We start from the raw sequence: 18,152 nt of genomic DNA on the forward strand, positions 1-18,152 counted from the left end.
ACCCAAAATGAATATCCAAATGAATAAAAATGTACTTAATAGTGCGAGAAATATTTTCACCCTCTTTGCACTATCATGGAGCCTTCTGGTCTTCAATCCTACATACCTTCTCGCTGCCTCAAAGGGTGGGGATTCAAAAGAAAAGCCAAATATTAATAATTCTTTATTATCTAATAATCATGCGTACAGGTATGATCCAAAGGGCGATTATGACCTTGAAATAACCGGTGTGATTTTAGATGAAAATGGTGACCCTATGCCTGGAGCAACCATCACACTGGCCAATAGTACCCAAGGAACAGTTTCAGATATAGATGGAAAATTTGAGCTTGACGTTCCTGAGGGTGCAACGATTGTTGTTTCTTTCATTGGCTATACAACCAAGAGGATAGATGTGGGGAACCAAACCCAGTTTAATATTTCAATGGAATTGGACGATACCTCCCTAGAGGAAGTAGTTGTGGTGGGATATGGTACCCAAAAGAAGCGTGATGTTACCGGATCTGTGGTCAGGGCTGATATTGAAGCCTTTAGAGAGTCTCCAAATGTAAATATTGCTCAATCTTTACAAGGATCTGTTCCGGGTTTAAATGTTGGACAAGTAAATAGGGCAGGGCAAAACCCTACCATTTCGGTTCGAGGAAGGACCACCCTAAGTGGAAATCAAAATGTCCTAATCGTAGTGGATGGCATAATTTTTACCGGGAATTTGGCGGATTTAAATCCTGCTGACATAGAATCTATCGATGTACTTAAGGATGCCAGTAGTATGGCTATTTTTGGTGCGCAAGCAGCAAATGGTGTGATCATGATAACCACCAAGGGCGGGAAAATGGAGCAGAAACCAATTTTTAACTATACGGGAACGGTAACCACTCAGTCTCCTACGAATAGACCAGAATTAATGGATAGAGAAGGTTTCTTACAAAAAGTTAGGGACCAAGATTGGCCTCAGGCATACTTAGCCCCTGATTATACACAACCTAATCCTGATTATGATGTTGCGGCCTTGTTTGAACCTACTGTCTATGCAGGCTATGAGAATGGGACAGATTTTAATTGGTGGGATGCGGCTACTCAGACAGGTTTTATTAACAACCATAATTTAAGTGTAAGAGGAGCATCAGAGGCAACTTCCTATTTTATCTCTACCGGATACACGAAACAGGAAGGTTATATAATGAACGACCAATATGAGAGGGTGACAGCTCGAATTAACCTTGACCATCAAATATTGGATTGGTTTAGATTTGGGGTACAAACTTTCGGTTCCTTTGCTGATAATTCGGGTGAAATTCCTGCTTTGAGTCAGATTACCACCATGCCTCCATTGGTTACCCCTTATGATGAAGAAGGCAATGTAATTCTTAATCCTGATGGCGCCATTCGTGCCAACCCGTTTTTAAGCCCATTGTCCAATGATTTTGACAAGAATAATAATTTATTTGCCAATGTTTATATGGATTTAGAAATCCCTTTTATCGAGGGTTTAAAATATCGAGTGAATTTTGGTAACAATTATAGCTGGAGAAGGCATTACAGAAGCAATGTCTATGGGGCCGGTGCGGCCGGTGAGGCATTTAAAAGAAATTACAATTCTTATGACTGGACCCTTGATAATATTTTAACCTACCGCAAAAGTTTTAATAATAACCACAACCTTGATTTGACCATGGTGTTTGGGCGCAGAGAATTAAAATATGAGAGCACCGAAGCCAATGGTACCAATTATTCTAATCTAAGTTTAGGTTATAATGATTTAAGTCTGGGGCAACTTCAATTAATTAATTCTAGTGCATGGGATGAAAGCTACGTTTACCAGACAGTTAGAGCAAATTATGATTTCAGTGACAAGTACATGATTACAGCAACCGTTCGTAGGGATGGTTTTTCAGGCTTTTCAAAAACAATAAGTTTGGAATTTTTCCCTCCATAGGTTTAGGGTGGGTAATAAGTGAAGAAGAATTCATGAAAGAATCTGCTTTAAATTACCTTAAATTCAGAGGCTCGTATGGGGCCAATGGAAACCTTACCAGCCGCTATTCTTCATTGGCAAGAGTTTCAATTTATCCGGCTTATGTTTTTGGCAATGGTGGAAGTACAGTCTTTGGACAAACTGTAAATACATTGGCAAATTCTAACCTAGCTTGGGAAACTACCACAGGATTTAATTTTGGTTTTGACTTTTCATTCTTGCAAGACCGGTTTACGGGAACTTTGGATTACTACGAGAATACCACCAATGATTTGTTATATGATATAAATATTCCTGAAGTAACCGGTTTTTCAAGCATTTCAACCAATGTTGGAGAAATTGCCAACAGAGGAATAGAGTTTGTCTTGAGAGGAGAAGTTATTGAAAAAGGTGATTTTAAATGGAATGCAAGTTTTAATATTGCCTCCAATAGAAACAGAATTGTATCCTTATTGGGACAGGATGCGGATGGAGATGGTAAGGAGGATGACCTTATAGGTAGTGGCCTATTTATTGGCGAATCCATTAATTCTATATATGATTATGAGTCTGCAGGTATTATCCAGTTGGGAGAAGAAGCTCCATCAGGATTTTTTGTGGGTACCCATCGAATAGTGGATCAAAATGACGATGGTTCAATTGATGCATTGGACCGGGTCATCAGAGGAAGAGAAGAGCCAGCATACAATTTTGGATTGATGAATGAATTCACTTATAAAGATTTCACCTTTAGGTTTTTTATCAACTCCATTCAAGGTGGAAAAAATGGCTATTTGGGACTGAACAATCCCAATTTTGGACAGTCTGACAATGCCAGGAGAAACAATATGTTTGTAGACTATGATTACTGGACTCCAGCCAATCCCGATGCCAGATACAGAGGTCAAGATCAAGTAGCAGGAATAGAATATAACTATTATGGAGATAGGAGTTTTGTTCGTCTTCAGGACGTGACCCTTGCCTATAAACTGAATAACTCATTGGTTGTAGATAAACTTGGACTTCAAGGGGTGAAATTCTTTGTAAGTGGAAAAAACTTAGCCACCTGGACGAGTTGGGAAGGATGGGACCCTGAGACAGGAAGTGGGCTTGAACCATCCGGTTTGCCGGTTATGAAGGGTTATTCTTTAGGTCTGGATGTTAGTTTTTAATTTGAATTTAGCTATGAAAAATATAAAATACAATTTCGTTTTGTTAAGCTTGCTACTGTTAGGTATCCAAGCTTGTGATGAATCAGCAATACTTGAAGAGGTGCCTTTGGACTTTGCCAGTCCCGAAAATTCCTACATTTCCTTTTCTGATTTTAATGCAGCGGTTTATGCTTTGTATGATCAGTCCAGAGAAATTCTTTCTAATGGCGAACACCGTCCTTTAGATTATATTTATGGAACAGATTTGGGATACAATGGAGCCAATCAGCTAAACGTTAGGTTTGGATCTTATAAAGCGACCCTTTTACCTACTAGTGAAGTGGCCGAGTTTCATTGGCAGCAATACTATAAGGTAATTTCCGGAGCCAATATTATATTAAGCAGACTAGAAGGGGCGACGATGACTTCGGAAGAGAAATTGAGCATTGAGGCCAAAGCCAAATTGTTTCGCGGTCTTTCCTACAGAAATTTGGCTCATTTATACGGTGGGGTTCCCCTTGAATTGGAAGAAGTAAGTTCTCCTAAGACTGATTATGTGAGGGCGAGTAGGGTTGAGGTTTATGAGCAGGCGGCAAGTGATTTGTCTTTTGCAGCAGTGAACCTACCTGGTATTGCAACAGTTCAAGATGGTGAAATAAGTAACTTATCGGCATATCATATTTTGGCAGAAGTTTACGTTTCTTTAGAAAAATGGACGGATGCCATTGATGCGGCTTCTATGGTCATAGATGATCCCAATACTGCATTGATGACAGAGAGATTTGGTTCTTTGTCAAATGAACCTGGAGATGTTTATTGGGATTTGTTTAGAAGGTACAATCAAAATAGAAGCGTTGGCAATACGGAGGGCATCTGGGTTTGGCAATATGAAGTTGATATACCCGGTGGAGTTATATCATCTTCAGCCAAAAGAGGTCCACAATTGGAGCGTGATCACTCCCCAAGGCCATGGAGTTTTATCGTAAGAGATCCCTCAGGAATTGCTCCTTTTCTACCGCTTGGCGTATCGGATTACACAGGTGGCCGAGGAATAGGTAGGTTTAGAGGAACAGACCATTTTAATTATGGTGTTTGGGAATACGATTGGAATGACATGCGTAATTCTGAATTCAATTTCGTTAGAGATGTATTGTTTAATAATCCGGAATCTGAATGGTACGGACAAAAAATTTCTGAGCATATGGAATTATTCCGACAAAGTCTGGATGATACCATCAGGTATTTTTATCCTTATCAATCCAAAGTGACCACTCCGGGCCAGCACCCTGCCGAATTGTATGCGGACCCTGAACTTAAAACCCTAAATTCTTCTACTGCAGGTACAACATATAGTGACCAATACCATATTCGGTTGGCCGAGACTTACCTATTGCGTGCAGAAGCTTTTCTTGGAAATAACCAGCTAACGGAGGCTGCAAATGATATCAATATTGTTCGATCACGTGCCAATGCGAAATTAGTTCTACCATCTGAAGTGAATATTGATTATATTTTGGATGAAAGAATGCGCGAACTTGGGGTCGAGGAAAAAAGAAGGCTTACTTTAAGTCGTTTAGGACTATTGTATGAGCGTACCAATAAGTATTGTAATGGAAGGCCTGATGTAACTAATTTTGGGGTGGATGTTGAACCTTATCATAACCTGTTTCCTATTCCTTACACGGAAATAGAAAGAAATATTGGTGCTGAACTAAGCCAAAATCCGGGATATGAAGCAGATTAAATAGATATATATGAAAAAGAAAAATTATTTGGCAGCCCTTTTAAAGGGTTGCCAATCAAACGGTTTAAATAATCAGCTAATGATAATAGGAGGGTTTTTTATCCTTCTATTATCAAGTTGTGGTGGAGAAAACCAAGAAACGAACAGTAAACCACCCAACATATTGTTTGTGATAAGTGACGATCAGTCATTTTATCATACAAGTTTTGAAGGTAGTAAGTTTGTAAATACTCCTGCTTTTGATCGAATAGCTAAAGAGGGAGTATACTTCACCAACGCTATGGCAGGTTCTCCCGGATGTGCTCCTTCAAGGAGCAGTATCATTACAGGAAGACATCATTGGCAAAATGAATCCTCAGGCCAGCATGCTGCTCCTTGGTTAAAAAACACGTTCCTTTTGTAGATATCTTGGAGGAGAATGGGTATAAGACAGGAAGAACAGGCAAAGGAGTATCCCCTTTTCGTTATGCTCGAAACGAAAATGATAGCCTTTGGAGAAAAACCGATGCTGCGGGTATAGAGCACAGCAAGATAAGGTACGAAGAAGGGCCTGAAGATTTAAGGCCAGCCGACAAAATAAGCAACATAAATTATTATGAAAATTTTAAATTTTTCATGGAAAATGAAAGGGCAGACAAACCTTTTTTCTTTTGGTTTGGGGCGACAGAACCGCATCGTGCTTATGAAAAAGATTCTTGGAAAAGAACGGATAAAAAATTGTCGGATGTAGAAGTGCCGGCATTCTTCCCTGACAATGAAATTGTCCGAGGAGATATGTTGGATTATGCGGTAGAAATTGAATGGTATGACAGTCATCTGGATTCCATGATCAATTACTTGGAGGAAATAGGAGAACTTGAGAATACGATAATTATTGTCACCGCAGACAATGGTATGCCTTTCCCTAGAGCCAAAGCAAACAGTTATGATTATGGTATTCATGTGCCTTTTGCAGTAAGGTATCCCAAACAGTTTCCCGGAGGAAGAAAGGTGGACGACCCTATAGGATTTATAGACCTTGCCCCTACAATTTTAGATTTAACAAATACAAGTCAGGATGGGATGCTACCAATCACCGGTAAAAGTATTCGCCCCCTCCTGGAATCTGAAAAGCAAGGGACCATTAACCCTTCTAAAAAGTATGCCTTTTCAGGAAGGGAAAGACATTCATCTTCAAGGTATCTCAATTGGGGCTATCCACAAAGATCAATTAGGAGTGAGGATTATTTGTTGGTTTGGAACATGAAGCCTGATCGTTGGCCTGCCGGTGCTCCCCAAAGAATAAACCCTGAGAATGAAAATGAATTGCTTCCCATGTTTGGAATTGATGCGGATGGGATCAGCCATTCTGAATGGGCATTTACTGATGTGGATGAATCCCCCACAAAATCCTATATAATCGAAAATTATAAGGACCCTGCCATAAAGCCTTTTTTCGACGCTGCTTTTGCAAAGAATAAAGAAGTGCAATTTTATGATATAAAAAATGACCCCTACTGCTTAAATAATCTAGCAGATGATCCTGAATTTGCTTCGGTCAAAGATGAAATGCAAGAGGCTTTGTTGTCGGAATTAAAGTCTACTAATGACCCGAGAGTTGTAGGGCCTGACAAAGAAGTCTTTGATTCCTATATTAGATACAGCCCAATGAGAGCCTTTCCTGAACCTATTCCGGGAAGCCAATTAAAATAGACAGGAGTTCGACCTATAATTTATAAGAAAGTGGTAATTCCGAGACTTAGCATTTTATAAAAATACGCAACAATCCGGATGGCAGGATCTAGGTAGTATTCTAGCGGAATGCAATCTTTGTAGCTCCGTTTTAGTCGACACTGGAGGAGCCAACCGGGGTGTTAGTGAGTTGGCTTTATAGGGCAATCGCCTTCAGGAAGCTTAATAGTGAATCCGGCTTGTGACAATTGCCAGTTGAGCTTGAGCCCTGAACTTAAAAATCTGGATTAATAAGCTTGGGAAGGAATTTGCGTAGAGGAAGCCGTGGGACCCTTCGACAGGCTCAGGGATCCGAAAATGTATGAGGCTGTTTCATCCTTTACTGCCTCACCAAGGCTCAAAAACGGTTTCTAGTGACGATGTACCTGTTTTTAAAGAGAATTAAATCCGGCTGAGGTTAAAATAAGCCTTCAGTAGAGCAACGAATTTCACTAAAAAAAAGTACCGGGCAATTGTCCGGTACTTTTTTTAGTTAGATAAGAATGTCCATATTAAAGAGTAGGTTTTTTAATCATGGTTTAACCCGATATATGAAAAGACAATCTTTTACGTGCTTGATTCCCTTCAAAATCAGCCACTTCGTTGTTGTTTTCAATTGCATCATAGCGGTACTATCTTAAAATATGTAAACAGCCTAATTTTCTTGGGATTGCAACACTTCCCGTAAACATGAGATAGGCTTCACCCCTGATAATTGTCAGAGGAGAGAAACCTTATTACCTCATCCGGGTTTTAAAAATTGCAACTTGTTGGGATAAATATTTTTTTATAATTGTTTAATCATTTATAGTTTAAAAAGCGGGTTACAATATAAGTTATAATATAACCGCAGACGCTTAACCAGAGCCTACGGTTATTGAATTTATATTATTTTTTACCTGTATGTCATCAATACTTAAAGGTATCTTTGCCTTCAGGTGGAGTTGGTGGGTTTAATAAAATTGGTTGGGCAAAATCTTCTTTCATATTGTAAGGCAACATGTATACTCTATCACCCCTTGAGTTAGTGAAAAAGATTCGTGAAATAGTGCTTTTTTTAGGGTCTGAATCTGCCCAAAAAGCAAAAAATGGATCCTTTGGATTATGTGGCCTACGTACGTAACCATGATTAAATGGACTGTTACGTGTAACTTGTCTTTTCAATTGCCAAAAATCATTGTCAGGATTGCCTGGGTCTGTCGTTTCAAAAACGCCAATTTCACCGCCATTAAAACCCGGTTGAGGACCTGGTACTGCTGGAGCAATGAGGGTCCATCTATCATCATGAATATAAAAAGCACCTTCATCGTATGCATGGTCAGATATTGTCACGTATTGAGAAACCCATTTTTCTCCGGTCCATCTTCTAATTTTCCAAGCGCGTGGTGCATTTTCAGGCACAGGAGCTGCCCCAAATGATGTAATATATAATATGACAGGTCTTCCTTCATTATCAAATAAGAGTTGATTAGGATATACATTTTTACCTTGTGCCTCATAGTCATTGATTAAGGCCGGATTATCTTGGTCCTCAAGTGGAATTTGAACCGGTGTCCCATCTGCCGTTGTCCAAGTTTTCCCAAAATCGGTGGTTTGAAGGTAATATAAATTTGTTCTTCGGTCTACATTTCCCTCCGGATGGTAATTAAACGCAGTGCCTATTGTATCGCCTTTGACTCTACTAACCTGATAATGGCCTCCAAACCCAACTAGTTTTTGAAGTTTATCAGCCGGATTTGGTTCCCAATCTTTACCGGATTTGTTGGTTTCAAAATATAATTCCCTGCCACTAGTATACAAGGTTAAAAGGTGAAAGAAACCTTTTGAGGTACTCTCCATATTTGGGAATAAGTTTGTTCCCGTTCTATAATAAGTTCAAATGAATCAATAGAATATGGCGCATTACTTCGGAAAATCTGGCCGGGTCTATGTCTGCTACGGCCGGCCACAAAAACCCAGATATACCCTTGCTCATCAATCGTGATACTTGGATTGTCGTGTGGGTCATCAACCCCACGTTGATCTCTAACCACAGTTGGTTTAGGCACACGATGTTTTTCGTGATCATAGTAGGAAACCATTGCTAGTAAATACCTGTTTTCCGGACCGGAATCTCCTCCATATACGAAGAAAGTTTTGTTCACTTCAGGGGCATATATTGCCATTGGAGCTACGGTATGGGGCCAGGCAAAAGAAAGGGGGCCGGAGTATTTAAAGTCAGTAGAACCATAGCTTGGCGAATGAGGGCGGTCTTCCATGGGACGATGAAACCACCAAATACCGCGATAACCATCTAACTTTTGATTGTCTAGGAATTTATTTTCGGAAGGAATCTTTTCTTCTTGAGCATTCAAGCCACCAATAAAAAATAATATAGATAAAAGAAATATAAATAGACTTTTATAAAAAGTACTCATTGATCTTAGATTTAATAACATATTATTAGGCTTTTATTGTTTATTTTATTTGAAAAACTTCACGCTTCTTATTTCAAACACTTCCATCCCTTTTTGGTAGTTATTGTTTTCAATTACAATAAATAAATCCTTCTTTCCTATCGTAGATTTTAAAGGAATTTTAATGAATTTATCAACATCTTCGTTTAAATTGTCAAGCATGGATGAACCTATAATTTCGCCACTTGGAGAGTTTGCTTTAAGTGATATTTTCCAATTTGATTTCTCTATTTTTGCGAAATTTATGATATCCAGACCTACATTTGTGATACCTGTTAAATCAGTATCATTTAATCCAATATAGGAAGTTTTTCCATTCGGGATTAGATGGTTAGGTTGTTTAAAATGTGGGGTATACAAACGCATGTTTGACGTGGTGTCATAACTCGAAACAAAAACTCTCGGGTTTTTTAACCCTACCACAGTGGTGGTTTCCAACGGGGAAATTTCTCCCCATCCATTGTCTGTATAGCTTGCTTTAAAAATAAGGTGTCCCGCATCATCTTTATTTGCAACCTTCAAAGTACCACTTCGTGGCAAGCTGGTTTTATCTTCAGGTGAGTTAGTAGAATTTAAAATATAATCAACAATTGCATTAGCCTCTACTAAACTTACAGCAGGGTTAGCTGGCATCTCAGCTTGGCCCCATTTTCCTTTAGTTCCGCCCATAATCTTTTCAGATAATTGTGCATAGACACCCTCTTTGCCCTTGTAATGATTTGAAATTTCATAAAATGAAGGACCAACTGCTTTTTGGTTTAAACGATGACATTGTGTACAGTTATTTTGATTGATAAGCTGCTTGCCCAATATTGAATTTGCTGAAAAATGAATTGGGGAGTTCTTTAAATTGGTTATAAAGTTTTGTAATTCAAATCCTTCAGGAAGATAATCTGCCCATATTTTAATTTTTGAATTATCGATTTGGTGATCTTCGTCATCACTAATATTTATTGAATATTTAACTTCATCACCAGGAAAATAGAAACTACTATTTGATTCAGGAAATTCAATTGAGACTTGGGGAGGTTCATTGCCTGCTGTGATTTCAATGGTGTCTCGATCGATAGCTCCTTCTTCATCAGTGACGGTAAGAATAGCTTGATACACTCCGGGAACCTCAATATTTATATCCGGATTTTGTTCACTAAATTCGATGGATTCTGCACTTTCTGAGGCTAGTACCCAGTTGTATTGGCTAATATTGTTGTCATAATCGATTGTACCTTCGGTCAGTAATCTTCCTTTCATTGGAACAGATCCTGCAATTTTATCGGATGATGCTTTTGCTATAGGTTGGCGATTACCACCATTGTACTTTATCTTAAATAGTTTAGCATCTTTAGCGTAAGGTGCGTAAGAGTCATGCCCATACTGCAAAACATACATGTCCCCATTGGGAGCAAAGTCCATATCATTAATCCCCTTAAATGTTCCTTCCGGCATAAATTCTTCCATAGAATTATAATTGCCTTCATCATCTACTTAATTACTCCATGATCCATCCCCTAACATAATCTGTAACAAACCATTTTCCGTCATAATATGCAGGATAAGGTCTTTCAGCATTTTTAAAATCTGCTTTACGATAAAATGGACCTCCTACAGCACTAAGGCTTCCGCTTCCCGGAATAGGGAATAATTCTGATGGATTCCGATCATACCAAGCAATTGAGGGGATAGGTTTAGCAGGCAATTCCACTAATCCGGTATTGTATTGAGAATTGTTTACAATATGTAATGTATCATATTCAGTTTTTATAGCAGTATTTTTTATTGTCAGCTATAAAATAAGGCCATCCAAAATACCCGGCCTCTCGCGCACGATTAAATTCATCTGTACTTGGTCCAACTTCTCCCCAATATAACCAACCGGTTTTACTGTCCATGGTGAGCCTCCAAGGGTTTCTGACACCCATAATATAGATTTCAGGTCTGGTTTTTTCCATACCTTTAGTAAATAAATTTCCATCAGGAATGGAGTAGGTTCCATCTTCCTCAGGTTTTATGCGGAGAATTGATCCTCTTAAGTCATTTGAGTTTCCTGAAGTCCGACGTGAATCCCCATCTTTATCATTAATATTAAAACCAGAGTTATCACCAATTGCGATTAGTAGATTGCCCTCTCTGTCGAATATCATTCCTCCTCCCCAATGGCAGCACCTTTCTCTTTGCGTAGACCATTCCAGTAGGATTTTTTTCGAATTTAAATCCAAAGAATTTCCTTCCCACTTGTACCTAGCCAATACACTTTTAGAATCTTCACCTTCCGGAGAATAATACATGTAGACCAATTTATTGTTATCGAAATCCGGATCCAAAACTACTCCATGCATGCCATCATCGGCATCGTATTTTTTACCTGAAGTGGTAAAGGGTTGATTAAACCTCTTGTTTACCGGAATTTGAGCAATGGTACTTACAAGTTGTGAATAGGGATCAAAAACCTTGACACACCATCTTTTTCAACAATTAGAATCCGGCCATCAGTCAAAACATCCATGGACATAGGTTGATTAAGGTTTTCTGCTACAAGTTCAATTTCGAACCGGTTAATATCAGTTTTTTTTCATCCTGATTGGAGTAAGGTGAATGGCATTGGAGAAATATCAGTGCGATAAGACACAAGGAAAGGTTGATGTATTTCATTCTTTTTTATAAGTAATTAATTCATCATTTAAATAAGTAATAAAGAAAAAATCGAGTGTGGAACTATTAATTTGATTTATACAACTGAAATATTAATCTTTATCCGAGTGGGGAACACTTAGATTATAAATCAAATTTATTACTTAAAATAGCCCATATTTAAAGTTGTTGTAGCCCCTTTTTTATTTCAAGTCATTCCGATAATATCTTAATTCTAATTTATTTATAACCAATCATTTTTTAGTGTTTCTTGTTTTTATATTGTTGATATTCAAATCATAATAGGTAATTGATCATCTTCTATTGTGTCATGAAATCACTGTAAAAACAGTCCCATCGTTGTTGGTTTCACCCCTATTTGTTGGCAGACGGTTTCGCCCTATTTCTATTTTGTTTCAGTCCCCAAAAATTTGAATTTTACTTGATTACACCACTTACTGCCAACCCTTTTGCAGACCCTGAGTTCAATTGAGACCCTAAGTAGTATTTATTGTGGCAATAATTTATAGGCAAGCAGTTATTGCATAGATTCATTTCTTGAAAAGGTAGAACATGATGGTGTTCAACATGCTAATTGTACTTTTCTTTCGCCCGACCTCAAAATAAATCCTGCAAGTTGTCTTTTAGGAAAAAGGGTTCTGAAATAATGCTGAATCTTTTGGCATAAAGTTTTCAGAAATAGGGTTCTTATTTAAAGATTTATGGAGAATTATTAGCTTGACTGACAGTATTCCTAGCGCTAGTTTACCTCAGACAAAAGGGAATAAGTTACTAATGAATTAAGCTTCTTCTTGCATAGCAAATCCGATGAGTTCCTATTTTCAGGCATTTTGGTTTTTTATTTCAATTGATCATTTGTAAATGATAAAATGAACATTTATAAACCAAATATTATATCGATTAATGTGATGTATTATCTGGTTTTTAAGTTTAGATTAGGATTATTTATAAATATGACCTTAACATTTTTTTTAATGTTAAGGTATGTTGTTGAAAATCAGTAATTAAGTTTAAGCAAATAGCGATTGAGTGAAGTTATTAACGGAAGTAAGAAGGATTGTATTTTAAACTAACCTGTTCCTAGCACAGCCATTTTAGGCCAATGCTTAGGAACAGTGTTAGTCTTGGCATTTTGAAAGCCTTAGTAACCTGGGTTTTGAATTAATTCTTCACTGGTATTGGACTCAAACTCCAAAGGAGGAATTGGCATAGCATAATGTTCATCTCTCCACACAATCTGCCTACCGGAAGCAACTGACTTATAAAAATCAGATTCTTCATCACCTAGGCGCAATCGGCGGATATCTTCCCACCATTTTGCTTCCCCAAAAAACTCTGCCCATCTTTCATACAAGAGGGGGTTATTTGACAAATGATCATCTGCAGGGGCCAAGGTATTGTCAGTTAAACTTGCGTAATCAACTGGAGAGGGAGTGTCCGGATCATATCCATACGCTCTTCGATGTACTTTATTAACATATTCTAAAGCAAGAGTAGGGTTTGAATCTTTAATCACTTCAGCATACATTAAATAAATATCGGGTAATCGGATAAAGTAAAAATTTGCTCCATAAACGGCTCTCGTTTCCCATATAGTACCTCCAAGAAATTGATTTTTTCTTAAAGGCCAGCCGTAAAATGTGTTTGGATCGATCCCTGTCGTAGGGGACATTTCCCACCATTTTCCAAATTCTGCTTGAGCTACAGGGTATTCCACACCTGCAACTGTAACCGAATCAAAAAATGGTTGTAAAGTAGAAACATAGAGGCGTGGATCCGGACCATCGGCCTGCATTCCTGCATTTGCTCTTCGCTCCATCTGTTGGCTTACATAACTGTCTAATAGTTTATATTCTCCATTAACTTCTTCAATTTGCGTTAGAGGGGCCGGGTCATTATAGCCAAATCGCTTTAGATTTTTATCATGTGTATATTGATTACTATAGCCCATTGCACTTCTCTCATTATTACTATCTATATAAAAAGGAGTGTAAAGAATCGTTACTGAGGAGCCGGTGTTTTGTACCCTCGAACCGTTATTATTGGTTTTTCCGGTTCAGCCCGGTTACCAACTTCATAAAATGATTCCGAATTGTATTCATACTGAGTATCTCCATTGAACATGTTTTTATAATGATCGAAAGAGACCAGAGACTTTCCGCTGTTGTTGATACAGTCTTCTAAGACAACCTTGGCGCTATCATACATTTCAGCAAATAAATAAACCTTTGCCAAAGCAGCTTTTGCAGACCATTTTGTAGCCCTATGGTTGTCTAATTGACCTTCTAAAAGGGTGGAAGCATTCTTGAAATCTTCAATCATGGCTTGATAAGTTTCCATTGTGGATGATCTACCCACTGACATCGACTCTAAAGAACCAGGAACCTCGGTAATTACAGGCACTCCCATTCCATCTAAATTAGGTTGGCCGTAAAAGACTTGAAGGTGCCACAAATAGAAGCCTCTCATAAATAAGACTTCACCTTCATATTGGTTTAATCGTGTTAATTCTGATTCGGGAGCAATACTTCGATAGCTTCTTATTCCTTCCAAAGCACTATTAGAATAATAAATCCCTCTGTATAAGTCTCTCCATTCATTGACCAATTTGGAATCACCTAACTCTGCCATTCCAATGCTCATTCCAATCCAGCTCTCGGTCCCTTTCCATTGAAAATCTATCGTGTGGTCAAAACAATAAATTCCGTATCCATGCCAATAATGACCTAAAAACCCCAATCATGCTGAGCACCGTAAGTAGAAGCGACTAATAGATCCACATGTTCCAATGTGGTGGGAAAAGAACCCGCGGAAATTGAAGTATTGTCTTCAAGTTCCAAATAATCTTGACATCCGATAAGTGAGTAAGATATTACTATTACCAGTAACCAATATCTTTTATTTAAATATTTCATATCTAATTGATTTAATATTTATAAAGTCTTAATGTTTCTTATATACCTAATTCTAATCCAAATGAAATCAACTGGGTCTGAGGATAGGTAGATATATTGTACTGCCCATGATTCTTGACATCATTGGAAAACTCAGGATCTAGTCCCGAAAATTTGGTAAAGGTGAAAAGGTTTTGACCGGATAAATATATTCTTAGGTTATCCATGCCAACTCTATCAAGAATTGATTTAGGAAAAGAGTAACCAACAGAAATGTTTTTGATTTTTAGATAAGATCCATCCTCTACTAAATAAGTTGAGTAGTAACGGTAATTCTTACTGGGATCTTCAATGTAGGCACCCGTACCTGATGGATCGAATAGTCCTAATCTAGGTTGATCGGTTAACCCATTATCCAAGAAATAGGAGGCATTAAATATATCATATGTTGATTGGAAATCTTGCTGAAAATTTTGCTCAAAGGCTTTGACATCATTCATTATATCCCTTCCGGCAATTCCTATAATGGTTGCATTTAAGTCAAACCTTTTCCATTCCATATATAAGTTAAAACCATATTGGAATTTAGGCCATGGGTTTCCAATTACTGTTCTGTCTTCAGCGGTAATTCGACCATCACCATCAAGATCGCGAAATCTTAAATCTCCAGGTCCTGTATATTGATGATTATAGAATGCCGGTTGACCTGCAAAATCAGATGCAGCCTGATTTAATCCGTCAATTTCTTCTTGGCTTTGGATGATACCATCCGCAATAAATCCATATAATTGACCCACAGGTTGTCCATTTTCAGTAATGAAAGGCCGAGAGTTTGAACTGAGAGGCCACGCACCCCCACTGTATATGTAGGCAGTAGGTAGACCTAGATCAAGCACTTTGTTCTCATTGTGAGATAGATTTGCACCAATAGAAAACTTTAAATCACCTATGGTATTTCGGTACTGTGAACTTATTTCCCATCCTTGGTTCAATATACTTCCAATATTAACAGGCATTAAACTAGGGTTGCTATTAACGTTTCCTATACCTGATGATAATGGAATGGATAAATTATAAATCATATCCTTGGTATTTCTCCAGTAGTAATCAGCATTGAATGTAATTTTACCATTGAGCATGGCAACGTCAATTCCTATATTAGTAGAATGAATCTCTTCCCATTTTATGTTTTCATTTACAACTCTTATGGAATTGAACCCCCCGATACTGCTTACTTCATCAAAACTATGCATGGTAACCTGCTGATAGGAGGGTTGATACAAGAAGTTGCCTAATGCACTATCATTTCCGAGTATCCCCCAACTGATTCGTGGTTTTAAAAGGTCAAAGAAACCCGCATTGAAAAAGTCCTCTTCATTTATTTTCCAACCTGCTGAAACAGAGGGGAATACACCCCATCTGTTTTGAGGTCCAAATTTTGGGGAGCCATCCCTTCTTACATTTGCAGTTAAAATATATTTGCTGTCATAGATATAATTGAGCCTGCCAAATTGAGATAAAAAACTACCATACGATAGCCCACCGCTAGCTGTCTTGTTGTTATTTGTGGATAATGCAAAAGACTCTGCTACCCTAACCGGAAACCCTGTTGCTTGAGAACTTAAGCTGGCACCATGAGAGTTTCTTACTTCATAGCCACCCATTATTTTAAAGTCGTGTTTTTCACCAAACACACGATCATAAGTCAACGTTGAATTTAATATATAAGACTCTGAATAGTTCAAAGACTTACTGTAGTTTTCATTGGTCTGAGCTCTTCTTAATAGATTTGCTTCACTAAAATTATCATCATATCCGGAAGCAAAAGAACCCGATCCTGTTGTTTTAAAATTTAGACCTGGAGTGATTTCCCAATTCATATAAAAAATACTATTAACTGACAAATCCCGGCTTTTATAATGTCTGTAGCCCAATTCAGCTATCGGATTACCTCCTGAAAATTCAACAACAGGAGGTACTGCGGCAAATGTGCCATCTTCATTGTAAACATCCATATAGGGTAATGTTCTCCAAGGTAATTCCATGGTATAAGGATCCTGTTGCATTTTAGCCAAATAAAGTTGATGGCCTAGTGTTACATTTTTTGAAACTGCATAATCCGCATTTAGTCTAATTGAATACCTTTCCCAATAATTACCCTTTTGAATACCTTCTTCTCTTTCATAGCCGCTTGATAGGTAATACTTTATCTTATCACTTCCACCACTCAGAGAAAGTAAATAGGACTGCTCCATGCCTGTTTCAAATAACTCGTCAAACCAATTAGTATTTGGAAGGTCCGGATTATCCCACAGATCGTAGTCATCTCCAATTCCATTTCGTGCCCTCACGTAATCATCTGTTTCCAACATTTTATAAGTGTTGGAGATTTTTCTAACTCCTGTATTGGAGGTAAACTGAATCTTATTTTTCTGACCAAAAGATCCTCTTTTAGTGGTCACTAAGACCACTCCACCTGCAGCTCTGGCGCCATAAATTGCAGCTGCACTGGCATCTTTAATAATTTCAATTGATTCTACATCACGTGGATTGAAGGTTGGTGAGTTACCTGAAATCACACCATCTACAACAAATAGAGGACTTAAACCATTAATTGATCCTACACCTCTGATAATTATTTCAGATCCAGATCCCGGTCTTCCACTACTTTTATTGACCATAACACCTGCTACTCTTCCCTGAATTGATTCAGCAATTGACCTTACAGGTAGGCCTTTGATTTCTTCAGATTTAATTGAGGCAATCGACCCGGTTAAATCACTTTTTTAACGGATCCATATCCAACCACTACTACTTCGCCCAAAGAAGCCATATCTTCGCTTAAGACAATATTGATGACACTCCGGGTACCAACTTCAACAGTTTGGCTAGCGAAACCTATAAACGAAAAGACGAGTTTTGACTCCTCCGGAACAGGTAATGAATATTTACCATCAATATCGGTGGCAGTGCCTATGGAGGATCCCGGAACAGATACCGTAACTCCCGGAATAGGCTGTCCATTTTCGTCAGTTACGGTTCCGCTTACTGTTATGGGGTCAGGAGAGGAAATTAAGACTTTCCCATTTCCTTCCTTTTTTAGCACATCTATGCCATGGTTGATTTGCCGAAAAGATAATTCCGTCTGAAGGGATACCTCTTTTAGAAAGTCCATTACGGAGCCTTCCTTTTTGGCAAAGCTAAGGTCCAGATTCCTTTTCATGTCTCTGTTTTCAAATGAAAACTTAAAAGGTGTCTGTCGCTGCACTTCCCTAAAAAAACGATCAAGAGTCAATTGATCCGCTGTTAAAGTGACCCTGACCTCTTCAATGGTTTTGTATTGCCCATTTGCATTCATGGCAATAACCAGATTTAGCATAAGGGTCTGTAATACGAAACCATATAGAAAACTTTTTGACAACATAATGATTGTCTTTAGTAATTTATTTTTCATAATTTTACCTAGGTTTATTAAATATTCGATTTTGGTAAGCCCAGCCTGCCAGGGGTGCATTCCCCAATGATTCCCATGGACAGGTTGTTTAAGATGCCGTGTAGGAGCAAGCTCCTATACGGTTTTTTTATGAACTGTCT

General features: G+C 38.2%; 15 protein-coding genes. 5 read left to right on the forward strand and 10 right to left on the reverse strand.

What is annotated here, in order from left to right; genetic code table 11:
• Window positions 1-19: 19 nt before the first annotated feature.
• Genes WG932_RS02500 through WG932_RS02520 form a run of 5 tightly spaced genes read left to right on the forward strand, consistent with a single transcriptional unit; the run spans window position 20 to window position 6,541 of the window.
• The gene (locus WG932_RS02500) at window positions 20-1,936 is read left to right on the forward strand and encodes a SusC/RagA family TonB-linked outer membrane protein (protein WP_483086827.1); all 1,917 of its coding nucleotides are present in this window, start codon (window positions 20-22) and stop codon (window positions 1,934-1,936) included.
• A 14-nt stretch (window positions 1,937-1,950) separates the two neighbouring features.
• Window positions 1,951-3,126: a TonB-dependent receptor domain-containing protein gene (locus WG932_RS02505; RefSeq protein WP_483088558.1), complete on the forward strand. Its 1,176-nt coding sequence runs from the start codon at window positions 1,951-1,953 to the stop codon at window positions 3,124-3,126.
• Window positions 3,127-3,139: 13 nt separating this feature from the next.
• Window positions 3,140-4,849 carry a RagB/SusD family nutrient uptake outer membrane protein gene (locus WG932_RS02510; protein WP_483086828.1) on the forward strand — a complete coding sequence of 570 codons (1,710 nt, stop codon included), beginning with the start codon at window positions 3,140-3,142 and terminating at the stop codon, window positions 4,847-4,849.
• A gap of 10 nt (window positions 4,850-4,859) precedes the next feature.
• Window positions 4,860-5,252 carry a sulfatase-like hydrolase/transferase gene (locus WG932_RS02515; RefSeq protein WP_483086829.1) on the forward strand — a complete coding sequence of 131 codons (393 nt, stop codon included), beginning with the start codon at window positions 4,860-4,862 and terminating at the stop codon, window positions 5,250-5,252.
• A complete protein-coding gene (locus tag WG932_RS02520; RefSeq protein ID WP_483086830.1) occupies window positions 5,225-6,541 on the forward strand; it encodes a sulfatase-like hydrolase/transferase in 1,317 nt (438 codons plus the stop codon). The genes WG932_RS02515 and WG932_RS02520 overlap by 28 nt, the downstream gene beginning before the upstream one ends.
• Before the next feature lie 927 nt (window positions 6,542-7,468).
• Here the strand turns inward: WG932_RS02520 and WG932_RS02525 are convergent.
• The 10 genes from WG932_RS02525 to WG932_RS02570 all read right to left on the reverse strand — a co-directional run bounded on the left by WG932_RS02525 (window position 7,469) and on the right by WG932_RS02570 (window position 18,012).
• Window positions 7,469-8,398 carry a BNR-4 repeat-containing protein gene (locus WG932_RS02525; protein ID WP_483086831.1) on the reverse strand — a complete coding sequence of 310 codons (930 nt, stop codon included), beginning with the start codon at window positions 8,396-8,398 and terminating at the stop codon, window positions 7,469-7,471.
• Window positions 8,362-8,976, reverse strand: coding sequence for a hypothetical protein (locus WG932_RS02530; RefSeq protein ID WP_483086832.1), 615 nt, complete (start codon window positions 8,974-8,976; stop codon window positions 8,362-8,364). Before WG932_RS02530 ends, WG932_RS02525 begins: the two co-directional genes overlap by 37 nt.
• A 45-nt stretch (window positions 8,977-9,021) precedes the next feature.
• The gene (locus WG932_RS02535) at window positions 9,022-10,473 is read right to left on the reverse strand and encodes a c-type cytochrome (protein ID WP_483086833.1); all 1,452 of its coding nucleotides are present in this window, start codon (window positions 10,471-10,473) and stop codon (window positions 9,022-9,024) included.
• A 31-nt stretch (window positions 10,474-10,504) separates the two neighbouring features.
• On the reverse strand, window positions 10,505-10,717 hold the full coding sequence (locus tag WG932_RS02540; RefSeq protein WP_483086834.1) for a hypothetical protein: 213 nt from the start codon (window positions 10,715-10,717) through the stop codon (window positions 10,505-10,507).
• Window positions 10,718-10,766: 49 nt separating this feature from the next.
• Window positions 10,767-11,429 carry a PQQ-dependent sugar dehydrogenase gene (locus WG932_RS02545; protein ID WP_483088559.1) on the reverse strand — a complete coding sequence of 221 codons (663 nt, stop codon included), beginning with the start codon at window positions 11,427-11,429 and terminating at the stop codon, window positions 10,767-10,769.
• A gap of 1,376 nt (window positions 11,430-12,805) precedes the next feature.
• The gene (locus tag WG932_RS02550; RefSeq protein WP_483086835.1) at window positions 12,806-13,615 is read right to left on the reverse strand and encodes a RagB/SusD family nutrient uptake outer membrane protein; all 810 of its coding nucleotides are present in this window, start codon (window positions 13,613-13,615) and stop codon (window positions 12,806-12,808) included.
• A 50-nt stretch (window positions 13,616-13,665) separates the two neighbouring features.
• Window positions 13,666-14,307, reverse strand: coding sequence for a RagB/SusD family nutrient uptake outer membrane protein (locus tag WG932_RS02555; protein ID WP_483086836.1), 642 nt, complete (start codon window positions 14,305-14,307; stop codon window positions 13,666-13,668).
• Window positions 14,308-14,390: 83 nt separating this feature from the next.
• Window positions 14,391-14,579, reverse strand: a complete 189-nt coding sequence (locus tag WG932_RS02560; RefSeq protein WP_483086837.1) for a hypothetical protein — start codon at window positions 14,577-14,579, stop codon at window positions 14,391-14,393.
• Window positions 14,580-14,617: 38 nt separating this feature from the next.
• Window positions 14,618-17,323 (reverse strand): SusC/RagA family TonB-linked outer membrane protein, encoded by a 2,706-nt coding sequence (locus WG932_RS02565; protein ID WP_483088560.1) that lies wholly within the window; start codon window positions 17,321-17,323, stop codon window positions 14,618-14,620.
• Between the two features lie 8 nt (window positions 17,324-17,331).
• Entirely contained in the window at window positions 17,332-18,012 is a 681-nt protein-coding gene (locus WG932_RS02570) for a carboxypeptidase-like regulatory domain-containing protein (protein WP_483086838.1), read from the reverse strand.
• Window positions 18,013-18,152 lie beyond the last annotated feature (140 nt).

The sequence above is a fragment of the Cyclobacterium sp. SOCE241 genome (genome assembly GCF_056867545.1).

Coding starts and splice junctions, on each gene's coding strand:
- WG932_RS02500 (WP_483086827.1), top strand. CDS start 20: ATGAATAAAAATGTACTTAATAGTGCGAGAAATATTTTCACCCTCTTT.
- WG932_RS02510 (WP_483086828.1), top strand. CDS start 3,140: ATGAAAAATATAAAATACAATTTCGTTTTGTTAAGCTTGCTACTGTTA.
- WG932_RS02515 (WP_483086829.1), top strand. CDS start 4,860: ATGAAAAAGAAAAATTATTTGGCAGCCCTTTTAAAGGGTTGCCAATCA.
- WG932_RS02525 (WP_483086831.1), bottom strand. CDS start 8,398: ATGGAGAGTACCTCAAAAGGTTTCTTTCACCTTTTAACCTTGTATACT.
- WG932_RS02530 (WP_483086832.1), bottom strand. CDS start 8,976: ATGAGTACTTTTTATAAAAGTCTATTTATATTTCTTTTATCTATATTA.
- WG932_RS02535 (WP_483086833.1), bottom strand. CDS start 10,473: ATGGAAGAATTTATGCCGGAAGGAACATTTAAGGGGATTAATGATATG.
- WG932_RS02550 (WP_483086835.1), bottom strand. CDS start 13,615: ATGGGCTATAGTAATCAATATACACATGATAAAAATCTAAAGCGATTT.
- WG932_RS02555 (WP_483086836.1), bottom strand. CDS start 14,307: ATGAGCATTGGAATGGCAGAGTTAGGTGATTCCAAATTGGTCAATGAA.
- WG932_RS02560 (WP_483086837.1), bottom strand. CDS start 14,579: ATGAAATATTTAAATAAAAGATATTGGTTACTGGTAATAGTAATATCT.
- WG932_RS02570 (WP_483086838.1), bottom strand. CDS start 18,012: ATGAAAAATAAATTACTAAAGACAATCATTATGTTGTCAAAAAGTTTT.